General features: G+C 44.6%; 17 protein-coding genes and 1 tRNA gene. 5 read left to right on the forward strand and 13 right to left on the reverse strand.

From position 1 onward, the window contains the following. The first annotated feature begins 131 nt into the window (after positions 1-131). On the forward strand, positions 132-683 hold the full coding sequence (locus tag BBC0122_RS08125; protein WP_077992859.1) for a DUF924 family protein: 552 nt from the start codon (positions 132-134) through the stop codon (positions 681-683). A gap of 717 nt (positions 684-1,400) precedes the next feature. Here the strand turns inward: BBC0122_RS08125 and BBC0122_RS13165 are convergent. The 6 genes from BBC0122_RS13165 to BBC0122_RS08160 all read right to left on the reverse strand — a co-directional run bounded on the left by BBC0122_RS13165 (position 1,401) and on the right by BBC0122_RS08160 (position 10,047). After that, positions 1,401-2,495 (reverse strand): S24 family peptidase, encoded by a 1,095-nt coding sequence (locus tag BBC0122_RS13165; protein WP_225868094.1) that lies wholly within the window; start codon positions 2,493-2,495, stop codon positions 1,401-1,403. 627 nt (positions 2,496-3,122) lie between these two features. Then, positions 3,123-3,698: a superoxide dismutase family protein gene (gene sodC, locus BBC0122_RS08135; protein ID WP_077992860.1), complete on the reverse strand. Its 576-nt coding sequence runs from the start codon at positions 3,696-3,698 to the stop codon at positions 3,123-3,125. A gap of 961 nt (positions 3,699-4,659) precedes the next feature. Then, complete coding sequence (locus BBC0122_RS08145) at positions 4,660-6,276, reverse strand: dipeptide ABC transporter ATP-binding protein (protein ID WP_077992865.1); 1,617 nt, start codon at positions 6,274-6,276, stop codon at positions 4,660-4,662. A 2-nt stretch (positions 6,277-6,278) separates the two neighbouring features. Then, complete coding sequence (locus BBC0122_RS08150; protein ID WP_077992867.1) at positions 6,279-7,136, reverse strand: ABC transporter permease; 858 nt, start codon at positions 7,134-7,136, stop codon at positions 6,279-6,281. Then, positions 7,137-8,078: an ABC transporter permease gene (locus BBC0122_RS08155; protein WP_077992869.1), complete on the reverse strand. Its 942-nt coding sequence runs from the start codon at positions 8,076-8,078 to the stop codon at positions 7,137-7,139. 340 nt (positions 8,079-8,418) lie between these two features. Then, positions 8,419-10,047 carry a TIGR04028 family ABC transporter substrate-binding protein gene (locus tag BBC0122_RS08160; RefSeq protein ID WP_077994596.1) on the reverse strand — a complete coding sequence of 543 codons (1,629 nt, stop codon included), beginning with the start codon at positions 10,045-10,047 and terminating at the stop codon, positions 8,419-8,421. Positions 10,048-10,916: 869 nt separating this feature from the next. Between BBC0122_RS08160 and BBC0122_RS08170 the strand changes: the two genes are divergently transcribed. The 3 genes from BBC0122_RS08170 (at position 10,917) to niaP (ending at position 16,557) form a co-directional block, all read left to right on the forward strand. Further along, positions 10,917-11,936, forward strand: coding sequence for a VOC family protein (locus tag BBC0122_RS08170; RefSeq protein ID WP_149866659.1), 1,020 nt, complete (start codon positions 10,917-10,919; stop codon positions 11,934-11,936). Between the two features lie 680 nt (positions 11,937-12,616). Beyond that, positions 12,617-13,390, forward strand: a complete 774-nt coding sequence (locus tag BBC0122_RS08180) for a TonB family protein (RefSeq protein WP_077992876.1) — start codon at positions 12,617-12,619, stop codon at positions 13,388-13,390. 1,844 nt (positions 13,391-15,234) lie between these two features. Continuing rightward, positions 15,235-16,557 carry a niacin transporter NiaP gene (gene niaP / locus BBC0122_RS08195; protein WP_077992881.1) on the forward strand — a complete coding sequence of 441 codons (1,323 nt, stop codon included), beginning with the start codon at positions 15,235-15,237 and terminating at the stop codon, positions 16,555-16,557. Positions 16,558-17,577: 1,020 nt separating this feature from the next. Here the strand turns inward: niaP and BBC0122_RS08205 are convergent. From BBC0122_RS08205 to BBC0122_RS08220, 4 genes are all read right to left on the reverse strand, one after another. Next, the gene (locus BBC0122_RS08205) at positions 17,578-18,732 is read right to left on the reverse strand and encodes an iron-containing alcohol dehydrogenase (protein WP_077992885.1); all 1,155 of its coding nucleotides are present in this window, start codon (positions 18,730-18,732) and stop codon (positions 17,578-17,580) included. A 121-nt stretch (positions 18,733-18,853) separates the two neighbouring features. Then, on the reverse strand, positions 18,854-20,296 hold the full coding sequence (locus BBC0122_RS08210; RefSeq protein ID WP_077992887.1) for an NAD-dependent succinate-semialdehyde dehydrogenase: 1,443 nt from the start codon (positions 20,294-20,296) through the stop codon (positions 18,854-18,856). Positions 20,297-21,112: 816 nt separating this feature from the next. After that, positions 21,113-21,310, reverse strand: a complete 198-nt coding sequence (locus BBC0122_RS08215; RefSeq protein ID WP_077992888.1) for a hypothetical protein — start codon at positions 21,308-21,310, stop codon at positions 21,113-21,115. A gap of 689 nt (positions 21,311-21,999) precedes the next feature. Further along, positions 22,000-22,076 (reverse strand) — tRNA-Ile (locus tag BBC0122_RS08220). 152 nt (positions 22,077-22,228) lie between these two features. Between BBC0122_RS08220 and BBC0122_RS08225 the strand changes: the two genes are divergently transcribed. Then, entirely contained in the window at positions 22,229-22,963 is a 735-nt protein-coding gene (locus tag BBC0122_RS08225; protein WP_077992889.1) for an SIMPL domain-containing protein, read from the forward strand. A gap of 506 nt (positions 22,964-23,469) precedes the next feature. On the opposite strand, the gene BBC0122_RS08230 is transcribed toward BBC0122_RS08225, so the two are convergent. The 3 genes from BBC0122_RS08230 to rpoD all read right to left on the reverse strand — a co-directional run bounded on the left by BBC0122_RS08230 (position 23,470) and on the right by rpoD (position 26,420). Beyond that, the gene (locus BBC0122_RS08230) at positions 23,470-23,937 is read right to left on the reverse strand and encodes a YcgN family cysteine cluster protein (protein WP_077994598.1); all 468 of its coding nucleotides are present in this window, start codon (positions 23,935-23,937) and stop codon (positions 23,470-23,472) included. A 101-nt stretch (positions 23,938-24,038) separates the two neighbouring features. Next, a complete protein-coding gene (locus BBC0122_RS08235; protein ID WP_077994600.1) occupies positions 24,039-24,329 on the reverse strand; it encodes an HlyU family transcriptional regulator in 291 nt (96 codons plus the stop codon). A gap of 66 nt (positions 24,330-24,395) precedes the next feature. After that, positions 24,396-26,420, reverse strand: a complete 2,025-nt coding sequence (rpoD, locus tag BBC0122_RS08240) for an RNA polymerase sigma factor RpoD (RefSeq protein WP_077992891.1) — start codon at positions 26,418-26,420, stop codon at positions 24,396-24,398. Between the last annotated feature and the right edge of the window lie 178 nt (positions 26,421-26,598).

The following is a 26,598-nucleotide window of genomic DNA, read 5'->3' on the forward strand; positions in this document are numbered from 1 at the left end:
ATTATAATTATTATTCTTTTTTGATAAATATAGCAGGATGTTAATTTTCCTCTTCCTATTATTATAAATCGCGTGCATGATAAGCTTATTGTTGAAATATTGGAAAATACCCAAGTTCGGGGTGCACATGAATGGGTGGACGGCAAATTGAACCACACGAGATAATCTTTTTTTGGCAATATGCCGGAAAAGAAAAATGGTTCGGTGAAGACGAGCAGTTTGGCAAAGAAATAAGTGACAAATATTTTTTACTTTGGCAAACGGCGCTCTCAGGGCGTTTGAGGTCATGGCAGGCAAGCGATGACGGCTTGCTGGCCTTGATTCTTGTATTTGACCAGTTTTCCCGCAACATGTTCCGTAATGATCCACGGGCTTATTGCAGCGACTATGATGCACTAAAAACCGCCCGTCTGGCTTTGGAGAATGAGACAGATCAACGGACTAATCCGGAATTACGCGGTTTTCTCTATATGCCATTCGCGCATTCGGAAAAACTTGCCGATCAGGAAAAGAGTATTGAACTATTTACTGCTTTGAACAATGCCGACCTATTGCGCGAAGCTGAAATCCGGCACGATATTATCAAACGTTTCGGGCGTTTTCCGCAACGCAATAAAATTATCGGACGCACCACCAAGCCGGATGAACAAATTTTTCTGAACAACCACAACATCAAAAGTTGATTGCCCCGAATTTACCTCTCCTTGCAAAATCAAAAAATTGTATAAATCTTCAAAGCTTGTCCCGATCAAAAAATTCATGCTGTCCACTTCGATCGCTTCACTTTTGATCTAAAATTATAGCAGTTGGAAAAGGAAATACCGGATGCAATGTGCCATAACCGGAACTCGCACCCCTGAGGTCGACCGGATAAACATCAATCAAGATCTTCAAAAATTCTGAACAGATTCAAAATATAAAATTATCGAAAGTTTTGTAAAAACCCGCTTGATTCTATTTTTTTGATACAAACGGACACCTTGCTGAACCGGAAATTCATAACCGGATCACGATAAAACGCACGATTATTTGCCCGCTTCATCATCTTGAAACAGATGAAAGTTCAAGATTCCAAATAGTGATTTTAACACTCGTTCAACCGAATTATTAAAAAGCTGAATTATTCATTCGTAAACAATATGTTAAGAAAGAAATATGAATCATTTTATCAACAAAACAGATTTTTTCCCGTTTGACTAAAACATAGATATTTCAAATTGTTAGAAAAATCTGTTCCAGCAACAAAAAACTTCCCCTTTTTACCGCCCTATCCGCACACAAATGATACAAATATGTGCGGATTTTTTTGCGGTCAAAAGGGGAAGCTTAATATCACATCCGATGCAATAAGCCTGAAAACCTGCTTGTGGTTATGCGAGGATTTATATTCGCATTAAACCTCAAGCGGCATCCGCGAATGATGAGCCGGAAAAGGTGATGGTGTGAACTGACAAAACCTTGTCATGAGGAAAAACAAGCTTCCGTGGCGGATTGAATTGTTCGAGTACAAGCTCTTTATCAGTATGATGAGAAAACATTTTTACAAATGCTTTGGGGGCAACCGAATTATCATCCGACATAACTTGCGCGACAACAAAATCACCTTTTTTCACACGCCTTGTCGGATCACAATAAACAATTTCTCCATCACGATAACGTGGCCACATCGTTTCTCCCGATATTTCGACAGCATAAGCGTCGACTGTCCGGATAAGTTGCGGCGGGCATGACACTTCATATAAAACATTGCCATCAAGATCGAATTCGCCATGTTCTCCACCGACCTCCTGTCCATAAACCGGCAACAGGCGGTTCTGCTCGAAATCGACAAGGCTGTCTTCAACGCTTTTCAAACGACTTTCATTAAAAGCTTCAAATGGCTCGTCTATGAGAACCGGTTGATAGATTGTTTTCATATTCTCTTCTCTTGAATGTTCGATGTTATTTTTTCCTTGTTTGTTTCGCGACTTTTTACCCTTTTTGACGGGGCTATTATCCGCTGGTTTCTGTTTTTTTCCCTTTTTGTTTCCGGTTGCAGATGGAACAACGCCATCTTCAGAATTTGCGGCTGCCATTTCCATAATATTGGCAGCGAGTTGTCCGGTGACTATTTCCGGCGGAATACGCACGGTGACACTTTCATTATAAGCCTCCTTACGATTGGCAAGAAGCCGCGTGCGTGCATCAGGCAAAGCCAATGCCCAAACTTCGTCGGGACGAATAGACGGTTTGCCCAGTCCGATCAAAACGCGGGCTATCTTTTCCGTCAGTTCAATGGAGAAATAGTCGGGTGTAAAAGCATTTTCTTCTTCATAGCTTTCGATTATATCAGCGCTCGCAACACCAAGGCTTTTGGCCATATCAATTGTTGACAAGCCCGCACGTTCCCGTAACTCGCGCATTTGCGATGATACCGAAAATAAGTCACGTCCCATAAAAACGCCCATTGTTTGCCTTTCCCATTGTCTGCCCTTCAATGTCGATAAAGCCACCATTTAAAAAACATAATCCTTATCCGTGGCATGGTGTTTTTCGATTGTTGTTTGGTTATAGAACGGAATGGAACGAACTATGTTCCAAAAGAGATTATTATGTTGCATAAAAGCTTGAAAACGGGCGGTCATGAAAACCGGTGAAGAAAGTCGCATCATATGCAAGCTTTACCTCATGAAACCGGCATTCAAAAACGCTCACAGCCCGTTAAAAAACAACGGTTAGAGTGACAGTGTCCATCGCTTCATTAAACCGGAAACATCGCTTATACTGAAAATGTGGGCTTCAATCTTTGTTTGCTTGACTGACTTGTCGAAAAAATAGCCGGAAAATGGTTGTGGCCGGTAATAATAGGCCAGAATTGTGCAAAGATGAAAGCCGATCGCGCTCTGAAAGGCGATCTATGGCTCACAAATAGCCAGTCCGGAGTCGCTATAACCGGATTACAAAATCATGCTTATCCACGTTTCATGCTTAACGATATGTGTCGTCGCGGATATTCGATGAATTTTATAGCTAAATCACTCGGCTTATAAACGCGCGGAATTTCTGTGTCCGTTTGTTGGTAAAACAACGAACAGACAATGGTAAAAAGGCTCTTTCAATCAGAGCCTTTTTACAATGCGAATTTAGCGAATTACGCCGCAACCGTAGCGGGCGCCCATACTCTCCATCTGGTCGGGAGCATCAGAATAGTTGTCTTGTCCGGAGTGGATCATGAGCGAATGTCCGCGCACATCGTCCAGCTTTTTCAATTTTGGCGCCAGAACCGGCAATGTTGCATTGCCCTTCTCGTCCACGTAGAGCGGCGGCAAATCACCAAGATGACCATTATCATCCCATGGAGCAGAATGGCGGTTGGTGTTTTGTGGATCAAGATGGCCACCGGCAAGCCCGGCAATGTCGACTTTGCCATTTTTACTTGCCAAACCACACTCAGGATTGACGTGAACATGAAATGCATAAAGCCCCGGTCTCAGCTCCTTCAACTTCGGAGTAAACACAAGACCATAGGCACTTTCGGTAATGGTGACTTCGCCCATTTGATGGCCGAGACCATTTTCGGTTGCGCGATAAATATCAACAGTTAAAGATTGTGGAGATTGCAAAGAGGCTTTCGCACTACTTGCAGCAAAAGCTGCCGTTGATAGCGCAAAGGCCGTCAATGGCAGGGAAAGAGCCAAGACAGGCACACATCTTTTCATGGAAAAACTTCCTTAGATAACTAACCCCGAAGGTAAATAAAAATTTCGTAAAATATCCTCAACGCGGAAACGGGTGCGCACATATCACCCCCAGCGCAACAAATTTACACATCGTTTTAGCTATATTACTTTCTGCCACCATATAAATCACGATATGACGCGAATAATCTATGCTGACAACCTGTTATAACCCTTAATTATACCGGATTCAAATATCAGAGTTGCCTTAAACACGATATTGTCAACAGTTTTAAATTTTTATTCCGGAAATAGCGACTTTTTCGATTAGAATAACCTATTTTTTCGTCTAACTTTTAAACAAAAATTTCTCTTTTTCTGACGAGAAACAGTCTCTAAAAACCTGCTCTTTTACTTATAAAAGTATTTTAATTTCAATATGTTGTTCTATTTTTTTGAATCAAATTTCACAAACTTCTGCTTCACAATATCGTCAGTGAGCTGCGCCCGCTTTCCAAATCCGGCCAATATGGAGATCTCGCATTCACGATGAAAGTCGCCCACAACCTCTTTACATCTTTGCCGAGGAATAGCGTCATCAACATATATCGAGAGGTTCTGCCAACGAGACCGGCAGAATAATTCTTTTTGCTTGAAATTCGATTGTTTCGTTCTGTCAATTTCAGCCCGATAAAAGACCGGTAATGTGAAGGCAAAAACCTGCATGGAGGCATTACCCTTATTTTAGAAAAGACAGCGCAAAAGACGGTTGTCTAAAACCTATTATGGAAAACTTGATTGCTGAAACCGGTTGATTGATAAAATTCCGAAAACTATTAAACGATTCGACGCAACCACTATTATTCAAAAAGCCGCAAAAAGGTTCCAAGCTGTTGTCTTTTCCTTTTGATGAAACGGCTCGCATGGTCATATTCATCCTATAACGATCGGGCAATGATTTTTAACCTATATTTGTCGGAACGATTGGAACTCTGCTCGTTATTTATAATTGTGCTCCCAAAAGCGATTGATGAAGTGCGTTTTTCTTACCCGGAATAGCAGCGATAAGATCTCGCGTATATTTTTCACGTGGATGGGTAAATATCTGCTCGACATCACCGCTTTCCACCTCGTGGCCGTGTTTAAGAACCGTAACACTGTCGGATATCTGGCGAACAACAGACAAATCGTGACTGACGAAAACGTAAGTCAATGTATATTCCTGTTGCAAACGGTCGAGAAGCGACAGTATTTGAGCTTGCACTGTAACATCCAGCGCCGAAACCGCTTCATCAAGAACAACAATATCCGGATTGAGAACCAGCGCGCGAGCAATAGCAACTCGTTGACGTTGCCCGCCTGAAAGCCCTCTCGGCAGGCGGTCAAATACCGCTTTTGGCAATTCCACCTGATCGAGGAGCTCCATAACACGGGCGCGCCGGCGCTGCTTGTCTTCGTGAGGATAGTTCAGCAACGGCTCTTCGATAATTTTGCCAATCGTGTAATGCGGATCAAGCGAACCGAACGGATTTTGTGAAACAAGCTGGATACGGCGGCGGAAATGGCGCAGTTCCTCACCTTTAAGATGAACCATATCACTCCCGTCGATTGTAATTGTCCCGCTAGCCGGTTTGATAAAACCACAAAGCGCACGGATTGTGCTGGTTTTTCCGGAACCGGATTCGCCGACAATCGCATGTGTAGTGCCGCGCTTAACGCTGAAAGATAAATCTTCCACCGCCCGAAACGATTGTTTACCCGCATAATCTATCACCAGATTTTTAACTTCAACAATCGTTTTATCATCGTGCCATTTTTTCCCGCGTGCCGGAACATGCGTTAATGACGGATCATTGGCTACAAGCTTTCTGGTATATTCCTGTTCGGGCGACGACAACACAATCTGGCTTTCACCGGCTTCTTCCACACGTCCGTCTTTCATGACAACGATTTTATCGGCACGGTCGGATGCGACACCAAGATCATGCGTTACCATAAGAAGCGAAGCGCCTGAATTGACGCGAATATCGTCGATGAGATCGAGAATCAACTTTTGCACTGTTACATCGAGAGCGGAAGTGGGTTCATCCGCAATGATAAGTTGCGGTTTTAAAGCAATCGCTATAGCAATCAAAACACGCTGTCGCATTCCCCCTGATAGCTCATGGGGATATTGTTCTGCACGACGTTCCGGTTCATCAAGCCCGACTTCTCTCAAAAGTTCAACCACGCGGGATTTTATAAGATGTGACGGGCAGGCTTTATGAATGCGAAAAATTTCGCCAATCTGCTTGCCGATCTTCATCAACGGATCAAGCGAAGAAGAAGGATCTTGCGGGATAAGGCTCATGACTTTTCCGCGTAATGCTTGAAGTCGGGATTTTGAAAAGCCTCCGAGATCCTTGCCGTTCAGAAAAATTTTTCCCGTTTCGATGCGGGCATTCGGTTGCAGAAGTCCGAGTATTGCTTGTGCGGTTGTGGTTTTTCCGGAACCGGATTCACCAACGAGTGCCAATGCTTCACCACTTTCAAGCGTAAACGAGACATTATGCGTTACCTCGTTCCAACGCCCGTTATCAAAATAAGAGACAGAAAGATTTTGTACGTCAAGAAGCGGCATTTTCACCACCTGCCCTTCGCGCTAAACAAGCGGCTTATGCGATTGAAACTCAAGACCACGGCAATTGTGACCAGCCCCGGAATTGTCGTCAACCACCAACCGGTCGCAATATAATTGCGCCCCTCGGCAATAATAAGCCCCCATTCCGGTGTTGGCGGCTGGACACCGTACCCAAGGAAACCCAATGTGGCGATTTGCAACAAAGCATGACCGAATTGCAATGCAGCATAGCTGATAACTGTATAAAGTGCATTGGGCAGGATATGTCGCCATATGACTGCAAAAAATGTTGCGCCCGAACCATAGGCTGCCTCGATATAATCAAGGCTTTTGATACGCGCCACTTCGGCACGCATAAGTCTTGAAAATCCGGCCACAGAGGTAACCCCGACAGCCACTGCGATCTGTAAACTCCCGAAACCCATAAGCGTAATCACACTGAGTGACAAAAGCAGCGAGGGAATAGACAAAAGCACATCGACAATGCGCATGATGATTGTGTCGACAAGGCCGCCAATACTTCCCGAAACCAGTCCCAGAAAACCGCCGAGAATGAAACCGAAAAGAACCGCTGCCAAAGCACCGGTTAGCGAATGCACCGCCCCATAGACAATACGAGCGTAAAGGTCACGCCCCAATTCGTCGGTTCCGAAAATATGTGTAAAATTCGGAGCAACGAGATGCTCTCCAACCTCGTCAACCGGACTATATGAAGTAAATGCCCATGGCATAACGACAAATAAAAATGCAATAACCAGAATGGCAATGGCAATGACAAGCCCCGGTTCCACTCTTTTAATGGTTACGATTTTTGCCTTTTCCGGCACATTTGAAACGTCGATCAAGTCGGTATTGCTCATTTAACGCCTCCAGCCTTTTTGTTTCAGCCGCGGGTCGATTAACGGAAAAAACAGATCTATGACGAGATTGATGAATACAAATGCCGCAGATGATACAATGACGATGGCCTGAAGCACGCCAACATCCTGCGAACGTACCGCCTGTTCTGTTATTTTGCCGATACCGTTCAAACCGAAGACAGTCTCCGTCACCACCGCGCCGCTTATCAGTTCGCCGAACAGCAGCCCTGCAATCGTCAAAACCGGCAGTGCACAATTGCGCAGACAATGACAAACAAGAATGCGAAGATGTGACGCGCCTTTCGATTTCAATACCATTATAAACGGGCTTAATTCGATTTCATCAAGCGAACGCATCAGAATTTGTGCAAGCGGTGCAGAAATCGGAACGGCTAAAGCCGCAACCGGCAATATCATTGCTTCAATGGGACCCGGAACAATGACGGAAATCCACCCTAAATAGAACGAAAATATTTGCACAAGCAGGATGCCCAGCCAAAACAACGGAATGGCGAGAAAAAGACCTGGTAGGCCGAAAAATAAATTTCTCAAGCCCTGAAACGACGAAAAACTGAACAAGAGAGCAATCAGAAAAGCCAGTATCAGCGCGACCAGAAATCCCAAACCGGCAAGTTTCAAAGTCGCCGGCAAATTTGTAAGAATAAGGTCGGAAACCGGAACCCCTGCTTGTACCGAATAGCCAAGATCGCCATGCAAAAAATTACCTATCGTTTTGAAATATTGGATAATTTTGGGTTCATCAATGCCGTAATTGGCGCGCAGATTGGCAATTTCAGTGGCGTTCAGCCCATATTCGGGGTTAAGAAACTTGACTAAAATCGCGTCGCCGGGGAGAATTTGCAACAAAATAAAGGTTGCAGTGAATGCCGCCCAGAGAACCACAATGGCTTGTAAAAGACGATAGAAACCGATTTTGAGCATTATAAACCTTCGGGCTTTGTGCTTTACTCTCACCAGTTTTCCAACTTTTAACGAGAGCTTTTGTTAAAACGCACCCTGATTTTCCTTAAAAAGAAATCTTCACTTTTCATCAAAAGAAATGTTCGACCGCTTTTTTGAAGAAAGTCCGGTGCCATTATTTTTGTCGGAAGCCTCATCTTGAAACTGTCATTCCGGCAAAAAATTTGCTGATCTCTTCCCGTTCGACAAAAGTGTTTTTAGACCGGCTTGTTAAACGGGACATTTCAAATCAAGGTTCGATTTGCCAGCCGGTCATTTTCGCGAACCGGCAATGCGACAGGCTGGCAATTTCGCGACCATGCTACTTTTCTATCCAGCTATTGTAGAAACTTGGACGGCCGACAGATTCAAAACCGATACCCTTGACTTTTGCGGAGCCACCATAAACCTGCGGTTCTTCAAAGATAGGTATGGCATAGGCCTGATCGAGAATATAATCGGTTGCTGCAATAAGTTCGGCATTGCGTTTGACCGGATCGGTTTCTGCCGAAATGTCTTCCAGTTGTTTGTTCAGCTTATCATCAACAAAACTGACGACTTTGTCGCTCAAACCGCCTTTTTGCAATAAAGCATCACGATTCTTGGGATAAAACAGGCTTTTCAACACGTCCGGATCAGCGCGCCCGACCATATGTGGCATAACCGGAGTTTTTTGCGGATCAAGATTGTCGATCACTGCATTGGTTCCATCAAATGTTTTGACATTCAAAATAACGCCGACGCGCTTCCACTGTTGGGAAACCAATTGCAACATGGCTTTGTTTTGTGGCTGATGGATCGCTTCATAAGCAGTGAGCACAAGCTTTTTCCCGTTTTTTTCACGAATACCATCCGCCCCTGTTTTAAAGCCGGCTTCATCAAGGAGTGCCTGTGCCTTCGCCTGATCGAATTGAAGTTTTGCACTTTGGTCGGAGTAACCGAAAGCATTATGTGCCATGATAGATGTGGCCAGCGGATAATTTGACGAATAAAGCGTTTTCAGAATTTCCGGACGATTGGTCGCAAAACGCAATGCCTCACGCACCTTCGAATCGGCTACAAGCTCGTTATCGGGGCGAAAGACGATCGAATTGTTGATACCGCGAGTGCCAACCGAATAGACGATATTCCCCGACTTTTTGACGCGATCTTCGTCATAAGCTTGCAACTGCCTGATAAACTGCGCCTGACCGGCAATCAATGCGCCAATACGCACGCTGTCTTCGGGAACAGTCAGATATTTCAATTCATCGAGATAAGCGCGTCCCTGATGGGGTGATTTTTCCGGCGCCCAATTATAATCCTTGCGAACCTTCAAAACAATTTCTTTGCCAAGCGTTTCACTGTCGACATAAAATGGGCCGGTACCAATTATTTTTGTGGCATTTCCCATAGCGTCAAAGGAAAGTGCCAATGTTTTTGGTGAAACAATTCCGGAATTGATCGTCGAGGTTGCCTGCAAAAACCCCGGTGAAGGACGTTTGAAGTGAAAACGCACTGTTAAAGGATCAACAACTTCACTATGGTCATAATTGTTTACCACTTCCGAAACCGGTTGGTGCAAATCCTTATTGCCAAGGCCATAGGTGTCGAAGTTTTTGGCAACAATTGTCGCGTCAAGCGGCGTTCCATCCGAAAAGGTTACGCCCTCACGCAATTTGAATTCATAAACGGTTTTATCGTCGTTGAACGACCAGGATTTGGCAAGCCATGGCTCGATTTCGAGCGTCTGCGGATTTTGATATGTCAAACGATCGGTTATCTGGTTGAGAATACCGCCATTTGTATAAGTACCGGCAAGTGGTGAATAGAGATTGGTGTGTACCTGTTTGTCGAGATAAATCAGTGTGCCACCTTCTACCGGTTCTGCTGCCTGAAGCGCCGACATACCAACAGAAAGGACAGAAACAACAGATGAAGCAATAAGAAATTTTTTGAACAAATTTTTCATTTCGGTGCCGCCCTTCAAATCGTTGCGCCTTTATTGAATTCGTCAATATCTTCAAATCCGGTTGCTTCGGGAAACGTCGTTTTGTCCTTGCATTTGCGACGGGTTTTTATCGCTCTCATGCACCCAATGGCCGACCGGTTTGAAAATTCACTTGCCCCCAAGAATAAAGCTTCAATTGAATTTTTGAACAGATGCCACTTTTGAACTTTTGAAAAACTTAAAAAATTATTCTTTATTGATTAGAAAGATTGGAAATTAATACTCGTTAAATTTCAACTCTATGAAAAATTGAAAATGGTATTTCCGACCTTCTGTTTTTAAAAAATCCCCGCCCTTATTTCCGTTTCAGAATGCGAGGTCATTATAGAGCTTTCAAAATGTTGTTTTCTTTTAAAAACTTCCGGTATTTCTTGTTAAAACCCCGAACAGTAAAAAACGGGAAGAATGTTTTGTGCAAAAATCGGGATTGGTGCAAAAATCGGGATTGCAAAATGGAAAAATTTCCAATCGGCAAATAACCCGCGTTATCATCAATTCTACTTCCTGAAACGGGCGCGCATCCCCATTCACCGGCTCCGCGCTTTCGCCATTTTATTGCACTATAATACTGTTCTATTTGCCATATTGTCTTCGGTTTTTCTCACGAGAAAGCGCTCATAAGACGAAGCTGCGACTTCATCAAAGTTTAAAAAAACGGTTGAGCATGGAAATTCTGACGAAGAATAAAGATTTTACGATATAAAATTTTAAAACCCTGCCTGTGTTGAGGAAAATTTACCAGAAGTCCGCGCTATTCGGCACATATTTAGCTCGGCGTTTTTGCAAGAGTCGTGATATTTTTTAAAAACAAGCGCAATCAGGGTGAAACAATGTCCCAACCGATGAAGACTTCAAAGACAGACAAAAATTCAAAGACCGCAGAAACTTTAAAGGCCGCAGAAACTTCAAGGGCCGCGACCGGTCTGAAAGCAGAAAAACAATCAACGCCGGTCAATGGATCAATATCCGATTTGAACCGCCATCCGGTTCTGGGCATAGATCATGTATTCATATTGGCAAGCGAACTTGAAAAAAACGCTGATCGCTTCCGCCGTTTGGGATTTACTTTGTCACCCCGCGGTGTTCATAGCAAAGAACAAGGAACAGCCAATTATACCGTGATGTTTGCGGAAGATTATTTTGAACTTTTAGGCATTGTCGAAGAAACACCGGCCAATCGCGACAAGAAATATAACCTTGAAACATATGGCGAAGGACTTTACGCCATAGCCGGACGTATCGCGAATGCAGTTAACGCGAAAAAAAGTCTTGCCGAATTGGGTTTCGATGTGACGGATGTGCAAAGTTTTTCCAGACCGCTAAAGCTGCCTGATGGAAAAACAGGGAGAGCCGCATTTTCGACAATTGCTTTCGAGCAAAACGAAGTGCCCAATGGGCAAGTGTTCATGTGTGAACAAAAGACCCGCGATATGGTTTGGCGCTCTGAATTGATGACACACAAGAACAGCGCCATCGGCCTTAAATCGGTTACGGTCCTCGCCTCTGAACCGGAAGAGATTGCACAACGCTATGCACGTCTTTTCAGAGACGGAAGCGTAAAGAAGGAGGCTCGCGAATTTATCGTTACAACCGGAAAAAATTCAGCCACTATTCGTGTCCTGACAGAGGAAACCTATAAACGCCTTTTTCCGTCCTTCAAGGTGGAAAAAGTTGCACGTCATGCTTATGCCGGACTGTCTATTTATGTAAAAGATATTGGCACGGCCAAGCATGTGCTTGAAGAAAACGGAATCACATTTCAACAGGAAAATAACAAAAATATTGTTATCGCACCCGATCATGCAGCCGGTACGGTTTTGGAATTTGTTGAAAAAGACCGCGCAGACTAAATCCTTCCCAAACAGATTTTACAAATGCTGCTTTATCGCGCCGTGAAATAGCCTGTTTTCCACAGCGAGTCGGAGGAGATTTCCTGACGGCTCGCGAAATTTTTTCCTTTTCCCGCTTTTAAAAAAGTGATTTCAAGGTTGTAAGGGGCGGTTTTTGTGCCGGACACATGGCACAAATGCCGTTTTTACCAGCCTTTCCGTGTCAATTCCGAAGACAAAACCGCTTGACAAGGATTACAAAATATTTAAGTTGATTAAAAATATCATGTATTTTCCGGTTATCCCTGAACGCATGGATTTCAACCGTGGGCTTAAGGTAACTTTTAAAAAACATGGATTGAACCTGAGTTGTTTTATCTGGTTGGAGCAAAACTGACAGAGCTTCATTGTTAAAGGCAAAAGGGCAAAGGCTTTTTGTTTTGCGCTTTGTTTTGAAACACGGGAGTTGTCGCACTTGGCTTTCAAGGAGTCACACTTTTGAACGAGAGCCACCTTCGGGAAGGACAGAATGTCCGATAGTGGTTCGGGATTGAAATGATGAATAAACGGGTTGATTGGTCATTCCGGCAATTCAACTATGAAAAAACCGGAATGAGGAATAACAGTTTTGCTTTCTTGAACGATAGGACAGTTCGGGCTTGAAACAATCACCCTTCGAGCTTTCGAGTTGTAGCGTATAAATGACCAATTTAGAGATAGACGAACCCAATAATCTGCCGCTGTGGTTGGGGGCAACCATTTTCGTTCTCGCCGTTTATGCGGGATTAGGCTATTGGGCAAGTACAATGCGTGGCGACCCGAATGTTGTAAGGGGTGGTGCAGAAGGCATCATGCTGGAATTTGCCGAAGAAGCAACGGCTCCCGATGTAGAAACGATTTCCGAAGTTATCAAAGAAGAAATGGTTCAAGATCAGGAAGAAGAAAAAGAAGAGCCGAAGCAGGAAGAGGAAAAGCCGCAACCGGAGCCTGAACCACAAAAATCGGAAATGGTTGAAGAGGTTAAGAAGCCCGAACCGAAAAAAGAAGTCAAAAAACCGAAAGTGGAAGCCCGTAAAGTAGAGCCGAAAAAAGATGTCAAAAGGGGTGATGTAACGCAAAAAGCATCGGGGCCGGAAATTGTTGCAAAAAGAGGCCCGACCTATGCAGCCCCGACAACAAACCGTGTGTTTGGCGGTAATGGCAGACTTGTTTCATCGTGGCAAAACAAAGTTCAACGCCGTATTGCGCTGATTGCTGCGCGCACAAAAAAACCTACAACCAACAGTCGTTCGACAACCTATGTCACTTTCAACTTTGACCAGAAGGGCAATATTACAAGCGCACACACGTCGCGTTCATCCGGCGATGCGACAATTGATGATCTGGCACTGCAAATTGTCAAGAAATCAAGTCCTATCCCGACCCCGCCTGAAGGTTGGAACAGTTCTTTGACTGTGCCGGTCGAGGTACGTTGACTTGTGTCCCGTCCGGTTCAGCGGCTTTCCCGTGAATTGCTTTTCTCGAATGATATGGAAAGCCGATGCTCTGGCGAAAAGAAAGAAATCAAGTCCTATCCCGACCCCGCCCGAAGGTTGGAACAGTTCTTTGACTGTGCCGGTCGAGATACGTTGACTTGTGTCCCGTCCGGTTCAACGGCTTTCCCGTGAATTGCTTTTCTCGAATGATATGGAAAGCCGATGCTCTGGCGAAAAGAAAGAAATCAAGTCCTATCCCGACCCCACCAGAAGGTTGGAACAGTTCTTTGACTCTGCCGGTCGAGGTACATTGACTTGTGTCCCGTCCGGTTCAGCGGCTTTCCCGTGAATTGCTTTTCTCGAATGATATGGAAAGCCGAGGCCTTGGCGAAAAGTTGGCGAATTTTGCACATGATAGCAAACGAAATTTCTTTGTTTGACGGTGGATCAATAGTGCCAAATTTTGCGCTATCGGGTTGGGAATTTTCCCTGTAATAGAATTACCGGCTTTCCCTCGTCATAACCCGTTTTTTGAAATCTGCCGTTTTGTTGGCTCAACTTGCTTTGAATATTAACCGGAGAAGCAATATAGACGGCCTTCACTCTACCCTGAACTTTACCCTGCGCTTTTTCATGCGCTTTATCCTGAACTTTGCCCTGCACTTTATTTTGAACTATATAACGAGTGCAAGCAGCTTATAAGAAATGCCCGCAGCTTCAATTGAAGCCACTCAAGCTTCAGGCAATGTGCAAAAATCAAAAACACAAACCTCGTCGCTTGAAAGAGCATGAACTTTTAATGGAATATTCAGGGCTTCACCCCGTTTTTCATTATCAAATACGAAACTTGTTTACGACTTTCATGATTGACTTGATGCATGAATTTTTAGCGCCCGCATTTATTTCTCTCCACTTTTTGCCAACAGTCGAGTTTCAGGTTTCGGCGCCCATTCTTTTTAAAAATGAAATATGTTCATTCGCGCCTATTAAAATAGGTTCATTCGCGCCTATTTTGCCACCGACAACGGTAATGGAGCTTGCCAACCACCACTAAAGTTTCTTCAGGCTTTCGGAAAACTTCCCCGCTGTTCCGTTTGTTCGATTCTGCTTTTAATTTTTATGATAGGTCTCGCTCACCGGCTTTACTTTATTAACTTGCTCACCGAATTGTCGTTAATGAGCGCGGTCGCCTGCTTATCATTGATCGTCATACTCGCCCGCTTAACCGTTTGCGAAGGCGTTATTTTGATCGTGAATGGCTAAACTTTTGTTTTCGTGTCTCTCCGTTTTCACCAAGATTTGTTTATCCTTCGACCAATTTCAGATATTCATTCGCCATTAGATATTCATTTGGCGCATTCATACCCGTTTTTTAGCGTTTCCACTTTTTCGGTTTGTTTCATACCTTTATCGTATTGATATATCAGCCTTTTTATTCTGTGCGAGCGCTCCGCTCAGTCGCGATTTTCGCGCTTGTTTCTACAGATTTATTATGTTCCTAACGGTTTTCTCCAATTTTGCTTCTCTACCGCTATTGTATTCAATTTTCGTCTTCCATTAGATGTTATTATCATTTATAGTATTACGCCACTTCGGCCAGAAGAGCTGGTTCATGTCTCAGGTTCGTTCATTTTTGCTTACCGGTCGAGATTATTGAACACAGTTACAAATAAAAATATTTTTTTTAACTTGGGGTTTATTCGTTTTACTTATTTATAATTATTATAAATTTAATTCAATAAATAAAATTGATATAAAAATAGTGTTTACAAATTTTTACAATATTATATTAAATTGTTTCTTTGAAAACTACACTTCAAAACTTCAACTGGGAAGAGGATATAATGGATCTGATTTCGCGCGTACAGCGTCTACCACTGGGGCGTTTTCATTACAGATTATTGCTGGTAACCGGTTTAGGCTGGATGTTCGATGCTATGGATACCGGCCTTATCGCATTTATCATGCCGCGTTTATCGCAAAGCTGGCAGTTGGCGGCGCCGGAAAAGGCGTGGGTTGTCAGTATAGGATTTGTCGGAATGGCCATCGGCGCCGTATTGGCCGGTGGCATAGCCGACCGAATTGGTCGAAAGACAGTTTTTGCAGCAACACTTGTTGTTTATAGTATTGCGACCGCCTTATGCGGTCTTGCACCCGATCTGACATGGCTACTGGTGTTCCGGTTCGTTGTCGGCTTCGGTCTCGGCGGGCAATTGCCGGTTGCGGTCAGTCTCGTCAGTGAATATGTTCCGGCGCGCGTACGGGGACGCTTCATCGTTTTGTTGGAAAGTTTCTGGGGCGTGGGCTGGCTGTTGGCTGCGCTTATCGCCTTTTTTATTATTCCGTCTTACGGTTGGCAAATAGCCTTCATCATTTGCGGCATACCGGCACTCTATGTGTTCTATATCTGGCGCAAAATTCCCGAATCTATTCCCTATCTCATTAATCGCGGGCGCATTGAGGAAGCTCATAAAATCGTATGCCAACTCGAAAAAGAAGCAGGCATTCCGGTGGTGGAAAAAATCGAAGTCGCCCCCGTTGCCGAAAAGCACAACGTCTCTTTCACGCAATTGTGGTCAAGCGGTCTTGCCAGACGCACAATCATGCTATGGCTCATATGGTTCGGCATTGTCTATTCCTATTACGGTATTTTCACATGGCTCCCCAGCCTTTTGGAACAACACGGCTTCAGCATAGTCAAATCATCCAAATACACGTTGATCCTTATTCTGGCACAGCTTCCCGGCTATATGGCAGCAGCCTGGTTGATTGAAAAACTCGGTCGCAAGGCTACTTTGTCCGGCTTTATCGCTGCTTGTGCAATATGCGCTTATTTCTTCGGACAGGCGTCATCGGATGGCCTCATCATTTTGTGGGGCTGCTTGTTGTCGTTTTTCAACCTCGGTGCGTGGGGTGTTCTATATTCATATACGCCCGAACAATATCCGGCCAATATCCGCGCTTTCGGTTCCGGTTGGGCTTCCGCCATCGGCCGGATTGGCGGCATTGTTGCCCCGATGGTCGTCACCCACATGATGACAGCAGGTGCAGCCGCATTTTCCAGTGTGTTCATAATGTTCACCGGAGTACTCATTGCGGTTGCGATTGTCATCATCGTTTTAGGGGAAGAAACGCGAGGCCGCACACTCGAATCCATCAGCCGGTAATCCGGCTGTTACTGGAACCGGTAGCCAAGCTGTCACCAAAACCGGTCGTGCGGCTCTTCGGTTAAGAACATTTTTAATCCGGTTTTAAAAAAACGGGCAATAATATAAGCGGAACAACAACATGCTTCCGTTTTTCTTGTCCTTTTTTCTTGCCCGTTTTTTCTTGTCCTTTTTTCTGTCTCTTCTTATCCTGTCGGTTTTTCTTATCCGTTTTTCTTATCCGTTTTTTCTGGCTCGGTTTTTTCTGGCTCGGTTTTTATGGTTCGGTTTTTTCTGTCGGTTTTTCTTGCCTGCACATCTAGCCAAAATTAACGCTTCTTCTCTCAAAGGCATTAACAGCGCTTCAATTTATCTGTGCCCCCTCGCCCGTGCTTCTGTTTCCCCCACACATTTTCATTATCCTTTAGAAGCTCTTCAACCATTCACTATCATTATTTCCCTCCTGTTTTGTTCATTTCCGGTTCTTTCGCTTCAATCGTTCAATCGCCCATTCCCGCCTTGTTTATTCATTCCCTCTTCCTTTTTCGCCATTGTCTCTTTCTTATTGTAGGTCTTTCGCTTTGCATCAGGCTGAAAACCAATTTTCCCTTCCCCTTTCCTCTGCCCCATCATATTTGCCCTGCCCCATCATTTCCATTTGTCCAAAGCCTATATTGTGCTTGTTAAAACGGTTTTTTCCTTTCCTTCAGGCCATATATTTTCCTTTCACCGGACGGCTTAAAACACGATACAGAGAAACAAAGACAATATGAGCGTTAAAGAACAGCCGACGGCAAGAACGTAAAACCGGCGTTTCAAATAGATCTTTTCAACGATTAAGCTTGAATCGGGTTTGAACAGAAACACCGGTGAAACACCAATTTTTTGATGCGAAAATGATCGAGGAAAGCTCGCTTCACAAAGGTAGAAACGGGAAATAAATTCGGGTTCACCATCCATTAAAGTTCAAGCGTAAAAAAACCATAACCCGTTTTTGACGGGTTATGGAACCAATTCAACGTGTCTCAAAAAAAGCGTTAATCAGAACGCTTGCCGATAAAGTTCGAGTGCATCGGCTTCTGTCACCTCGACGGGATTGTTGACAAGCAATCTTGTTTGCTTCATGGCGTCGTTTGCCAGTAGTGCCAAACTGTTATCTGTCACGCCCACTTCTTTTAAATGGCGTGGCGCACCGGTTTCCCTCATCAATTTTTCCATGAATTCGACAAAAGCTTTGGAGCGTTCTATTTCAGTGCCTTTTGCATGAGTACCAACAACATCACCAAGCTCCGCATAAAGATGGGCAGCCGCTTTCATATTAAACCGTAAAACCGGACCGAGCATGAGTGCATTGGTAAGGCCATGCGGCAAATGATAATGGCCACCTAACGGATAGGCCAAAGCATGAACTGCGCCGACCGGCGAATTTGCAAAAGCTTGGCCGGCCAGATTTGCTCCAAGCAGCATTGCCTGACGAGCTTCTTTATTATGTCCGTCATTGCAAGCAGTTACGATATTTGCCGACAACAATCTTAGTGCTTCGCGGGCAAAAGCATCGGAAAGCGGGTTCTTTTTCAATTTTCCGGTATAGGCTTCAATAGCATGAACCATCGCGTCGATACCGGTGGCAGCGGTTTGCAATTTTGGCAGACCGACTGTCAATTCGCCATCCAGAAGAACTCTATCGGCATAAAGCTGATTGGCAACAACACCCATCTTGGTTGTTTCGCCGGTTGTCAAAATCGTAATATTGGTAGATTCCGAACCGGTACCGGACGTCGTCGGTATCTGAATAAGTGGCAAACGGCTACCCTTTACTTTGCCAATGCCATAAAGATCCTGCAATTTCTGATCCGAACGGATAAGCACAGCCGAGAGCTTGGCAACATCCATAGATGATCCGCCACCCAAACCGATAACAATGTTAATTCCTGCCGCTTTTGCTTTTTCTACGCATTCAAGCACAATATTTTCCGGCGGATCGGCAACCACTTTGTCAAACACAGCAACTTTGAAACCGGCCTTTTCCAATGATAACTTCGGTTTTTCAAGAAGGCCTGCTTTATGAAGACTGCCATCGGTGACAATAAGCACCTTCCGCTCTTCATAATATTGTTCAACAAATTCTCCCAATTGCTGCGCACCGCCCCACTTGACGGTGATTGACGGCACGGCGTCAAAAGTGAACTCTTGCATATTCCCTCCTCTTCCATCTTCAAGATGGTGTTGAAACTTGTTTTTTCAGCTTTAGCCGCAAGTTTAAACTTGCGGCTTTTTCATCGGCTTTATCACTTCTCCTGCATATGGGCTGCGATCATTAAAGAGCACTGCATATGTATTTGACTTCCAGATATTCTTCTATGCCGTATTTTGACCCTTCACGTCCGAGGCCCGACTGTTTGACACCACCAAAGGGAGCGACTTCGTTGGAAATCAAACCGGTATTATGCCCGACCATTCCATATTCGAGAGCTTCGCTTACCCTGACTGCACGGCTGAAATCGCGGGTATAAAAATAGGCGGCAAGACCAAAAATTGTGTCATTCGCCATATTGATGGCTTCATCTTCCGTTTTGAATTTGAACAAAGGTGCAACCGGTCCGAACGTTTCTTCATGGGCAAAGCGCATATCCTGCGTAACTCCGGTTACAATTGCAGGTTCTATAAAAAGGCCACCAAGTCTTTTACCACCACAAACAAGCTTACCGCCTTTCTTTACAGCGTCGGCAATGTGCGCCTCAACTTTGTCCAAGGCACTTTCTTCAATCATTGGCCCTATATCGGTATCGGATTTGCGTCCGTCTCCAATTTTCAAAGCTTTGACTGCCTGTTCAAGTTTTTTGGTAAAGGCGTCATAAATGCCTTCCTGAACAAGAAGACGGTTGGCACAAACACAGGTTTGTCCGGCATTGCGATATTTCGATGCAATTGCTCCTTTAACCGCTTCATCAAGATCCGCATCATCAAATACTATGAAAGGTGCATTACCGCCAAGTTCCAGCGAAATACGCTTGATCGTCGGTGCACATTCGGCCATGAGTGTCCGCCCGACTTCTGTCGAACCGGTAAAGGACAGTTTTCGTACCACATTGCTATCTGTCAACACTTTACCGATCGTCGAAGATTTACCCGTGATAATTTGCAAAACTCCGGCAGGTATCCCTGCACGATTTGCAAGTTCACCCAATGCAAGCGCGGTGAGCGGCGTTAAACTTGCAGGCCGCACAATCATCGTGCAACCCGCAGCAAGTGCGGGTGCAGCTTTGCGCGTAATCATGGCCGCAGGAAAATTCCACGGTGTAATTGCAGCGGTTACGCCGACAGGCTGTTTGATAACGGTAATACGTTGTTTCGCCTGGGGCGAGGGAATCGTATCGCCATAAGTGCGCTTGGCCTCTTCTGCGAACCATTCGACAAAGGAGGCAGCATAGATGATTTCGCCGCGCGCTTCTTTTAGCGGCTTACCCTGTTCGCTGGTCATAATCATTGCAAGATCATCTGCATTGGCAATCATAAGATCAAACCATTTGCGCAAAATCTTCGATCGTTCGGAAGCTGTCTTCACACGCCATTGTTCAAGTGCAGCATTTGAAGCCTCGATAACTTTTTCAACTTCCGAAGCCGAAAGTGAAGGGACGCTTCCAACGGCTGTACCATCTGCGGGATTGGTAACGGCAATTGTTTCATTACTTTTTGCAGAAAGCCATTTGCCATCAATCAGGCATTTGTCTTTCAAAAGACCATTATCCGATAATTTCATTCTTATTCCTCCTGAATCCGTCGGCTCGCGGCTCCCCTCGCATATTGTCAAGCTTTTGACGAAAAAGCCAAGCCGTTAAAAACTATGGCTGTTTAAAAACTATGGCCATTTTAAAGTTATGGTATGGGTATTTTTGATAAAGAGCAAGGACGGTGCTGTTCAATAGATCGTTTGTATAACGATAATTTCACCGCATTCCACAGAATGATCGCCATCGCGTTATCATCTTGCGGCATCCGCAAATTCCCGATCTTGTTATCAAAACTGTTAAAAGCGTCCGCGCCGAAAAATATGAACAATAGAACAGCTTTAAAACGCGGTTTTAACCGCTAAAGCGGGAAACTTTATTATTGCCGAATTGATTGTCGTTACCGGTTTTGACTGAGCCCCATATTTCTGCGCCATTTTTCTTTCCAGAACATTCTGAAAGAAAGCAAGTTTTGTTTTTCCGTTGGAATGCCCGCCTTCACGCTCTGTCGATAACGAAAATACGAAAATTTTCTCGCGACGGATATATTTTCTAAAAAATCCGGTTCCGATTGCCTATAGCAAATGCAGTGAACATCGAAAATCCGGTGAAATTCAATGAAGCTATATCGAACATCAAAACAAACCGATTTCCGGTTATCATTTCCGCAAAATCACTCCGGATTTAAAATTTGTTTGATGGCAACTTCAAACATGAAAATCTAAAAAAGCGCGAGTCTAATGAATTTAGACATCGCGCTTTTTTATAAACTGACCCCGAAATTTAAAAAAGAATTTGCGGCTTTAAATGAAATGCACCGCAACGGAAAAGGGGCAAACACTAAAGACTCATTTTACAGGAATTTTCGGTTTCCAACCGCGCCCGTAACCGAAAGACATGGCACAGGCAGCAACTTCAACTTGGCGGATGAGCATTTGACGCTCGTCCAAAAGCCTTGAAATCAGGGTTTTAACATCACCATTATAATCTGCAATCAGATGGTCAATTTCATCTTGTTGATAGTCTTTTTGTCTAACTTCACTCACTTCTTCTCACTCCTTTTGCAGGAATGTGATGTTCCCATCAGGTAGCAGAGTCAAGGATTTCGACTTCAAATCTGAAGAGAGTCACCGGCTTTTATAATCGGAGTTTTAGAGGCCGGTTTTTCAAATATTTTTGCTTGGCACACTATCGGTCAACGCAGACAAATTCCGGTTCGTCTGAATTGAACCAATCTTACAAAAGTTCGGGAGAAAATGCCTGACAAACAAACATTCTTGCCGCTTTGAACAAATACCACAAAGCGATATAGACGTAGAAATTCTGTTATAAACCAGCCATATCGACAAACAAACGCCCGGACAATGCTCCAAGAGGCAAAGGAGCGCTGTATTGCCGACTTCTTAATTATGCCGTTCGAGATGTTTTTTTTAAAACCACTCCCCGACGATACTTTATCCTATTCTTCGTTTCCCACTTACAAGCAGTCGCTAAAACATGCGCCATAGCTCCCATGCATGTAGTGAAAATAATTCAAGTGATAAATGTTTTTTATAAAAACGGTTTTCTGCAAAAGCTCATGTCAAATACTGCAAAACCGCGCGACCGGCTACAGTGGCGCAAGCAAAACGCTTGCCACTCGCAAATTATAAAAACAGGGTAAAATATGAATCTCTTTCTACCCGCCTTATAAATAAGACAATAAAAACAATATATTATAGGGATAAACGGAAGGTGGTGGGCCCGGAGGGACTCGAACCCCCAACCAAGCGGTTATGAGCCGCCGGCTCTAACCAATTGAGCTACAGGCCCCACGGAAGCCCCGCAATAACCTAAAATTTTCGTCAGCACAAGTGCCCCCATGTCAACTTATTCATCTTTTTGAAAATTTTAGCGCTTCGCGCTTTTATCTCGCCCCTGAAACTCTATCTAAAAGACAGAGACTTATTGAAAATGAGGAGTAAATGACAGTGTCCCGTATTTTCCCCCGCAACGCCAAAATAATTGCTGCTTGTGCTGCCTTTTTGTGTGCCACTTCGCCGCTTGCTCTTCATGCGCAAAATGTGAATAAAACAGAACCTGTCGTTGTTGTTCAGGCAAGCGGAGACGAACAGGCAAAACCCGATATTGCAATTATCAACCTTGCTGTCGAGACCGAAGGGGAAACCGCCGATTCTGCATTGAGTGCCAATAATGGAACAATGAACAAGGTTCTTGATGCTTTCAAGAAAGATGGGATCGAAAATGCCGATCTGATGACTTCGGGGCTTTCTATTTACCGTGTCGAGGAACAAGAAAAAAACAAAAAGGCAAATACACCTCTTTACCGTGTTTCCAATAGTTTGAGCGTGCGTGTGCGCGATATAAACAAGGCCGGCAAGATTTTTGATGAAGCGATGAAGTTGGGTGTCAATTCTGTAAACGGTATTACGTTTACCAATGCCGATACAAAGCCTTACCTGACAAATGCAAGGAAAAAAGCTGTCGCGGAAGCCATAGCCAAGGCCAAAACTTTGGCTGAAAGTGCAAATGTGAAACTTGGAAACGTCATTACCATTGCTGAAGATAATTCAGGCAATATGATGATGCCCCGTCTTATGAATGCAAGTGCCACAGCATATCGGAATGAAACAAATTTTTCTTCCGGCGAACTTGATTACAAGGTCAATGTGACAATAACATTCGCTATCGAACAATAATGAGAACTGCTTCCGGTGCTGCTATTCGTTGGTTAGCTTCCGGCATAGCATTTATCGGGAAAACGGCCATAGGTTTAGTCTGTGGCTTGGTCTCGCCGGTCAATTTGGTAAGATGTTTGCAAGCGAGAGACTATGAAGCATGAGACTATGAGCACACCAATCTTACCGGACAGGAACACGCGTCACTTATGAAGCACACCATAAAGAGGAGTGGCATTCAAGCCCAAATAAACTTTCAAGGATTTTTCTTTCCTTAAAAATTCGCAGAAGTTCTCGGATAAAGGGGGGTATTCTCATAAGGCTTCAATTGGGTCGATTTGGGAAAGCTTCGGTTTTTGACACGAAAATTCCGATAGGTTTGTCACGGCCTTAACAAATGCTCACTGTAACTTCCGATTGTTGCCGTTATTATCCACAATCACGATTTTTACGTCATATCTCCCGCGTTTCTTCAAAAGACCTATCCCGACAAGCAAACGGAACAAGTGTCTCAAAATCCTTGAACGTCAGCCGTTAATCGGGCCGATGATGTAATCAAGATAATCTTCGTCCGAGATAAGATCGTCTTCATGAGCGAGAATTTTATCGCGGGCGGAAATATGGGCCTGGTGCACACTTTCCCGATCATGCGAAACAAGGTGATGCCATGACGGCAGGTCTTTTCCTTCATCAACCAGCTTATAGGCGCAAGTTTCCGGTAACCAGCGCACCGAGCGCACCATTTCGATGTCAAGATAAAGGCAATCGGGAACAATCGACTTGCGATTTTGATAATCACTACATTGGCAGGTTTCCGCGTCAAGCAAACGGCAGCCAACAGCGGTTACAAAAATTTCGCCGCTATCTTCATCTTCCAGCTTTTGCAAACAGCACAGCCCGCAACCATCGCAGAGACTTTCCCATTCTTCAGGAGTCATTTGCTCCAACGATTTCGTTTTATAGAATGGAAGATTGTCCATGCTCAATTCTTTCATCCGGCTTTCGTTCAAAGCTTGTTGCCGTAATAAGCCGGAAACGGTGCGGGCTTTTCGGTTCACGACAAATGCATGCTGTTGCAAATACCGAAAACCGGCTATTATTCAAAAATACGCTCGCCCTGCTCGTCAATAATCTGGCGGCCTTTGATATGAATCATGGCGATGGCATCATCGAGATTGGTAAAACGGTCCGCGCGGATGAAGCGGTAGCTCCTGGTCTCGCCATTGACGGTTTTTGAAATAACGCCACAACTCTGGAGCTGGCCTTCATTTTTGTAAGGCGTCGCGGAAATGATAAAGCCTTTATATTCTGTTTGGCCGCCGTCGATTTCTGCGTTTTCATTTGAAGCGCATGGAGATTTGCCAAAAAGCCTCTGCAAAAATGACATGGTTTGTCCTTGCTTGAAAAACGAAAAGGCACGAAACCGCAAGATTTCGCGCCTTTTGCATAAATCTTATGAATCGAGAAAACTTCTCAACTTGCGTGAACGGCTCGGATGTTTGAGCTTGCGCAATGCTTTTGCTTCGATCTGGCGGATACGTTCACGGGTAACCGAAAACTGTTGTCCGACCTCTTCTAAAGTATGATCTGTATTCATGCCAATACCGAAACGCATACGCAAAACGCGTTCCTCACGAGGGGTGAGAGAGGCAAGAACACGTGTGGTCGTATCGCGCAAATTCGCCTGAATGGCTGCATCAATTGGCAATAGCGCGTTCTTGTCTTCGATAAAATCGCCCAAATGGGAATCTTCTTCGTCACCAACGGGCGTTTCAAGAGAAATCGGCTCTTTGGCAATTTTCAGAACCTTGCGCACTTTTTCAAGTGGCATAGCGAGTTTTTCCGACAACTCTTCCGGTGTCGGTTCACGCCCGATTTCATGCAACATCTGGCGTGAAGTGCGCACGATTTTGTTGATCGTCTCGATCATATGAACCGGAATACGGATTGTACGAGCCTGATCGGCAATCGAACGGGTAATGGCCTGACGGATCCACCATGTTGCATAAGTGGAAAATTTGTAACCACGGCGATATTCAAATTTGTCGACAGCTTTCATCAAGCCGATATTGCCTTCCTGAATAAGATCAAGAAATTGCAAACCACGATTGGTATATTTCTTGGCAATCGAAATAACGAGACGCAAATTGGCTTCAACCATTTCCTTTTTGGCAATGGCAGCTTCGCGCTCGCCCTTCTGGACCTGATTGACAATACGGCGAAATTCGCCGATCGAAATTGCTGTTTCTTGCGCCAACATCTGAATTTCGCTGCGCAATTCCTGAATGGTTTTGGCTTCCCTTGTGGCAAATTCTTTCCAGCCATGACCGGGCAATGTGGAAATATAATTGACCCAATCGGCATCCATTTCACGCCCCTGATATTGTTTCAGGAATTCTTCGTGGCGCACACCGTAAGAATCGGCAAGGCGTTTCAACTTGCCTTCGCTTTTTACCAAACGTTTGTTGATGTCATAGAGCTGTTCAACCAGCGCTTCGATACGGTTCTGGTTAAGCGACAATGATTTGACCGCTTTGACCAGATCATCCTTGAGCTGTTTGTATTTTTTCTTTTGCGCAGGAGACAGCGCGCCTTCGTCATGGTCGGCGAGACTGCTTTCAACATGCTGATCCTGCAATTTACGCAATTTTACATAAGTATCGGCGATGAAGTCCAAAGTTTCCATAACTTGAGGACGAAGTTCGTTTTCCATCGCTGCAAGCGACAGATTGTTTTCATCGTCATCCTCGTCATCTTCATCCGGCTCGATGGTTTCCCCGCCGACATCGGTTATATCATCGTCATCGTGAGCCACACGCTTGGGAGCTTCTTCCTTGGGCTTCAAATCCTCGATATGTTCGATAACCGGTGCCTGTCTTGCTTCAGGTCCTGCATAAGTGGTTTCAAGGTCGATAATCTCGCGTAAGAGAATGCGTTGTTCATTGAGTTCTTCACGCCAGATAATAAGCGCCTGAAAAGTAAGCGGGCTTTCGCACAAACCTGCGATCATCGTCTCGCGACCGGCCTCGATACGTTTGGCTATCGCTATTTCGCCTTCGCGAGAAAGAAGTTCGACAGCACCCATTTCACGCAAATACATGCGCACCGGATCATCTGTCCGGTCGTTCTGGTCACGTTTTGATGTTGTTGCAAGCGCCCGACCACCAGCTTCCACCAGTTCGCCGCCTTCGGATGTTTCTTCCTCTTCGGAACCGGATTCGGCTTCGGCCTCTTCGTCGTCTTCCACAACATTGATACCCATGTCGGACAACATGGCCATTGTGTCTTCGATCTGCTCGGAAGTTACCTCTTCTGAAGGAAGAACAGCGTTCAATTCGTCCATTGTCACAAAACCGCGTTTTTTCGCAGCCTTGATCATTTTCTTTACGACATCATCGGACAGATCCAAAAGAGGACCATCGCCGCTAACCTCGCGCTCGGTCTCTGCATTTTCTGTCTGTTTTACCTTTGTTGCCATTCCGTGTTAACTCCGCTCGGTCACATCGCACATTCAAGAATTGTGTTTTGCAACTTTCTACTCATTCTTCACTTACAGCCGTTATCTCTGGCCAACTTGCCCGCAAATTCGGCGGCCTATCTTTCAATTGAAAAACTTTTAAAGCCGCCATTTTTTTAAAAAAGATTAATGTAGGAGA

The sequence above is a fragment of the Ditibartonella choladocola genome (genome assembly GCF_002007565.1).
GTDB classification, from domain to species: Bacteria; Pseudomonadota; Alphaproteobacteria; order Rhizobiales; family Rhizobiaceae; genus Bartonella; species Bartonella choladocola.

What these genes read in the sequence shown, in the direction of transcription:
- sodC (WP_077992860.1), bottom strand. Translation starts at nt 3,698, where the DNA reads ATGAAAAGATGTGTGCCTGTCTTGGCTCTTTCCCTGCCATTGACGGCC.
- BBC0122_RS08155 (WP_077992869.1), bottom strand. Translation starts at nt 8,078, where the DNA reads ATGCTCAAAATCGGTTTCTATCGTCTTTTACAAGCCATTGTGGTTCTC.
- BBC0122_RS13165 (WP_225868094.1), bottom strand. Translation starts at nt 2,495, where the DNA reads ATGGTGGCTTTATCGACATTGAAGGGCAGACAATGGGAAAGGCAAACA.
- niaP (WP_077992881.1), top strand. Translation starts at nt 15,235, where the DNA reads ATGGATCTGATTTCGCGCGTACAGCGTCTACCACTGGGGCGTTTTCAT.
- BBC0122_RS08235 (WP_077994600.1), bottom strand. Translation starts at nt 24,329, where the DNA reads ATGTCATTTTTGCAGAGGCTTTTTGGCAAATCTCCATGCGCTTCAAAT.
- BBC0122_RS08225 (WP_077992889.1), top strand. Translation starts at nt 22,229, where the DNA reads ATGACAGTGTCCCGTATTTTCCCCCGCAACGCCAAAATAATTGCTGCT.
- BBC0122_RS08230 (WP_077994598.1), bottom strand. Translation starts at nt 23,937, where the DNA reads ATGAAAGAATTGAGCATGGACAATCTTCCATTCTATAAAACGAAATCG.
- BBC0122_RS08210 (WP_077992887.1), bottom strand. Translation starts at nt 20,296, where the DNA reads ATGAAATTATCGGATAATGGTCTTTTGAAAGACAAATGCCTGATTGAT.
- BBC0122_RS08205 (WP_077992885.1), bottom strand. Translation starts at nt 18,732, where the DNA reads ATGCAAGAGTTCACTTTTGACGCCGTGCCGTCAATCACCGTCAAGTGG.
- BBC0122_RS08145 (WP_077992865.1), bottom strand. Translation starts at nt 6,276, where the DNA reads ATGCCGCTTCTTGACGTACAAAATCTTTCTGTCTCTTATTTTGATAAC.
- BBC0122_RS08150 (WP_077992867.1), bottom strand. Translation starts at nt 7,136, where the DNA reads ATGAGCAATACCGACTTGATCGACGTTTCAAATGTGCCGGAAAAGGCA.
- BBC0122_RS08170 (WP_149866659.1), top strand. Translation starts at nt 10,917, where the DNA reads ATGTCCCAACCGATGAAGACTTCAAAGACAGACAAAAATTCAAAGACC.
- rpoD (WP_077992891.1), bottom strand. Translation starts at nt 26,420, where the DNA reads ATGGCAACAAAGGTAAAACAGACAGAAAATGCAGAGACCGAGCGCGAG.
- BBC0122_RS08160 (WP_077994596.1), bottom strand. Translation starts at nt 10,047, where the DNA reads ATGAAAAATTTGTTCAAAAAATTTCTTATTGCTTCATCTGTTGTTTCT.
- BBC0122_RS08180 (WP_077992876.1), top strand. Translation starts at nt 12,617, where the DNA reads ATGACCAATTTAGAGATAGACGAACCCAATAATCTGCCGCTGTGGTTG.
- BBC0122_RS08125 (WP_077992859.1), top strand. Translation starts at nt 132, where the DNA reads ATGGGTGGACGGCAAATTGAACCACACGAGATAATCTTTTTTTGGCAA.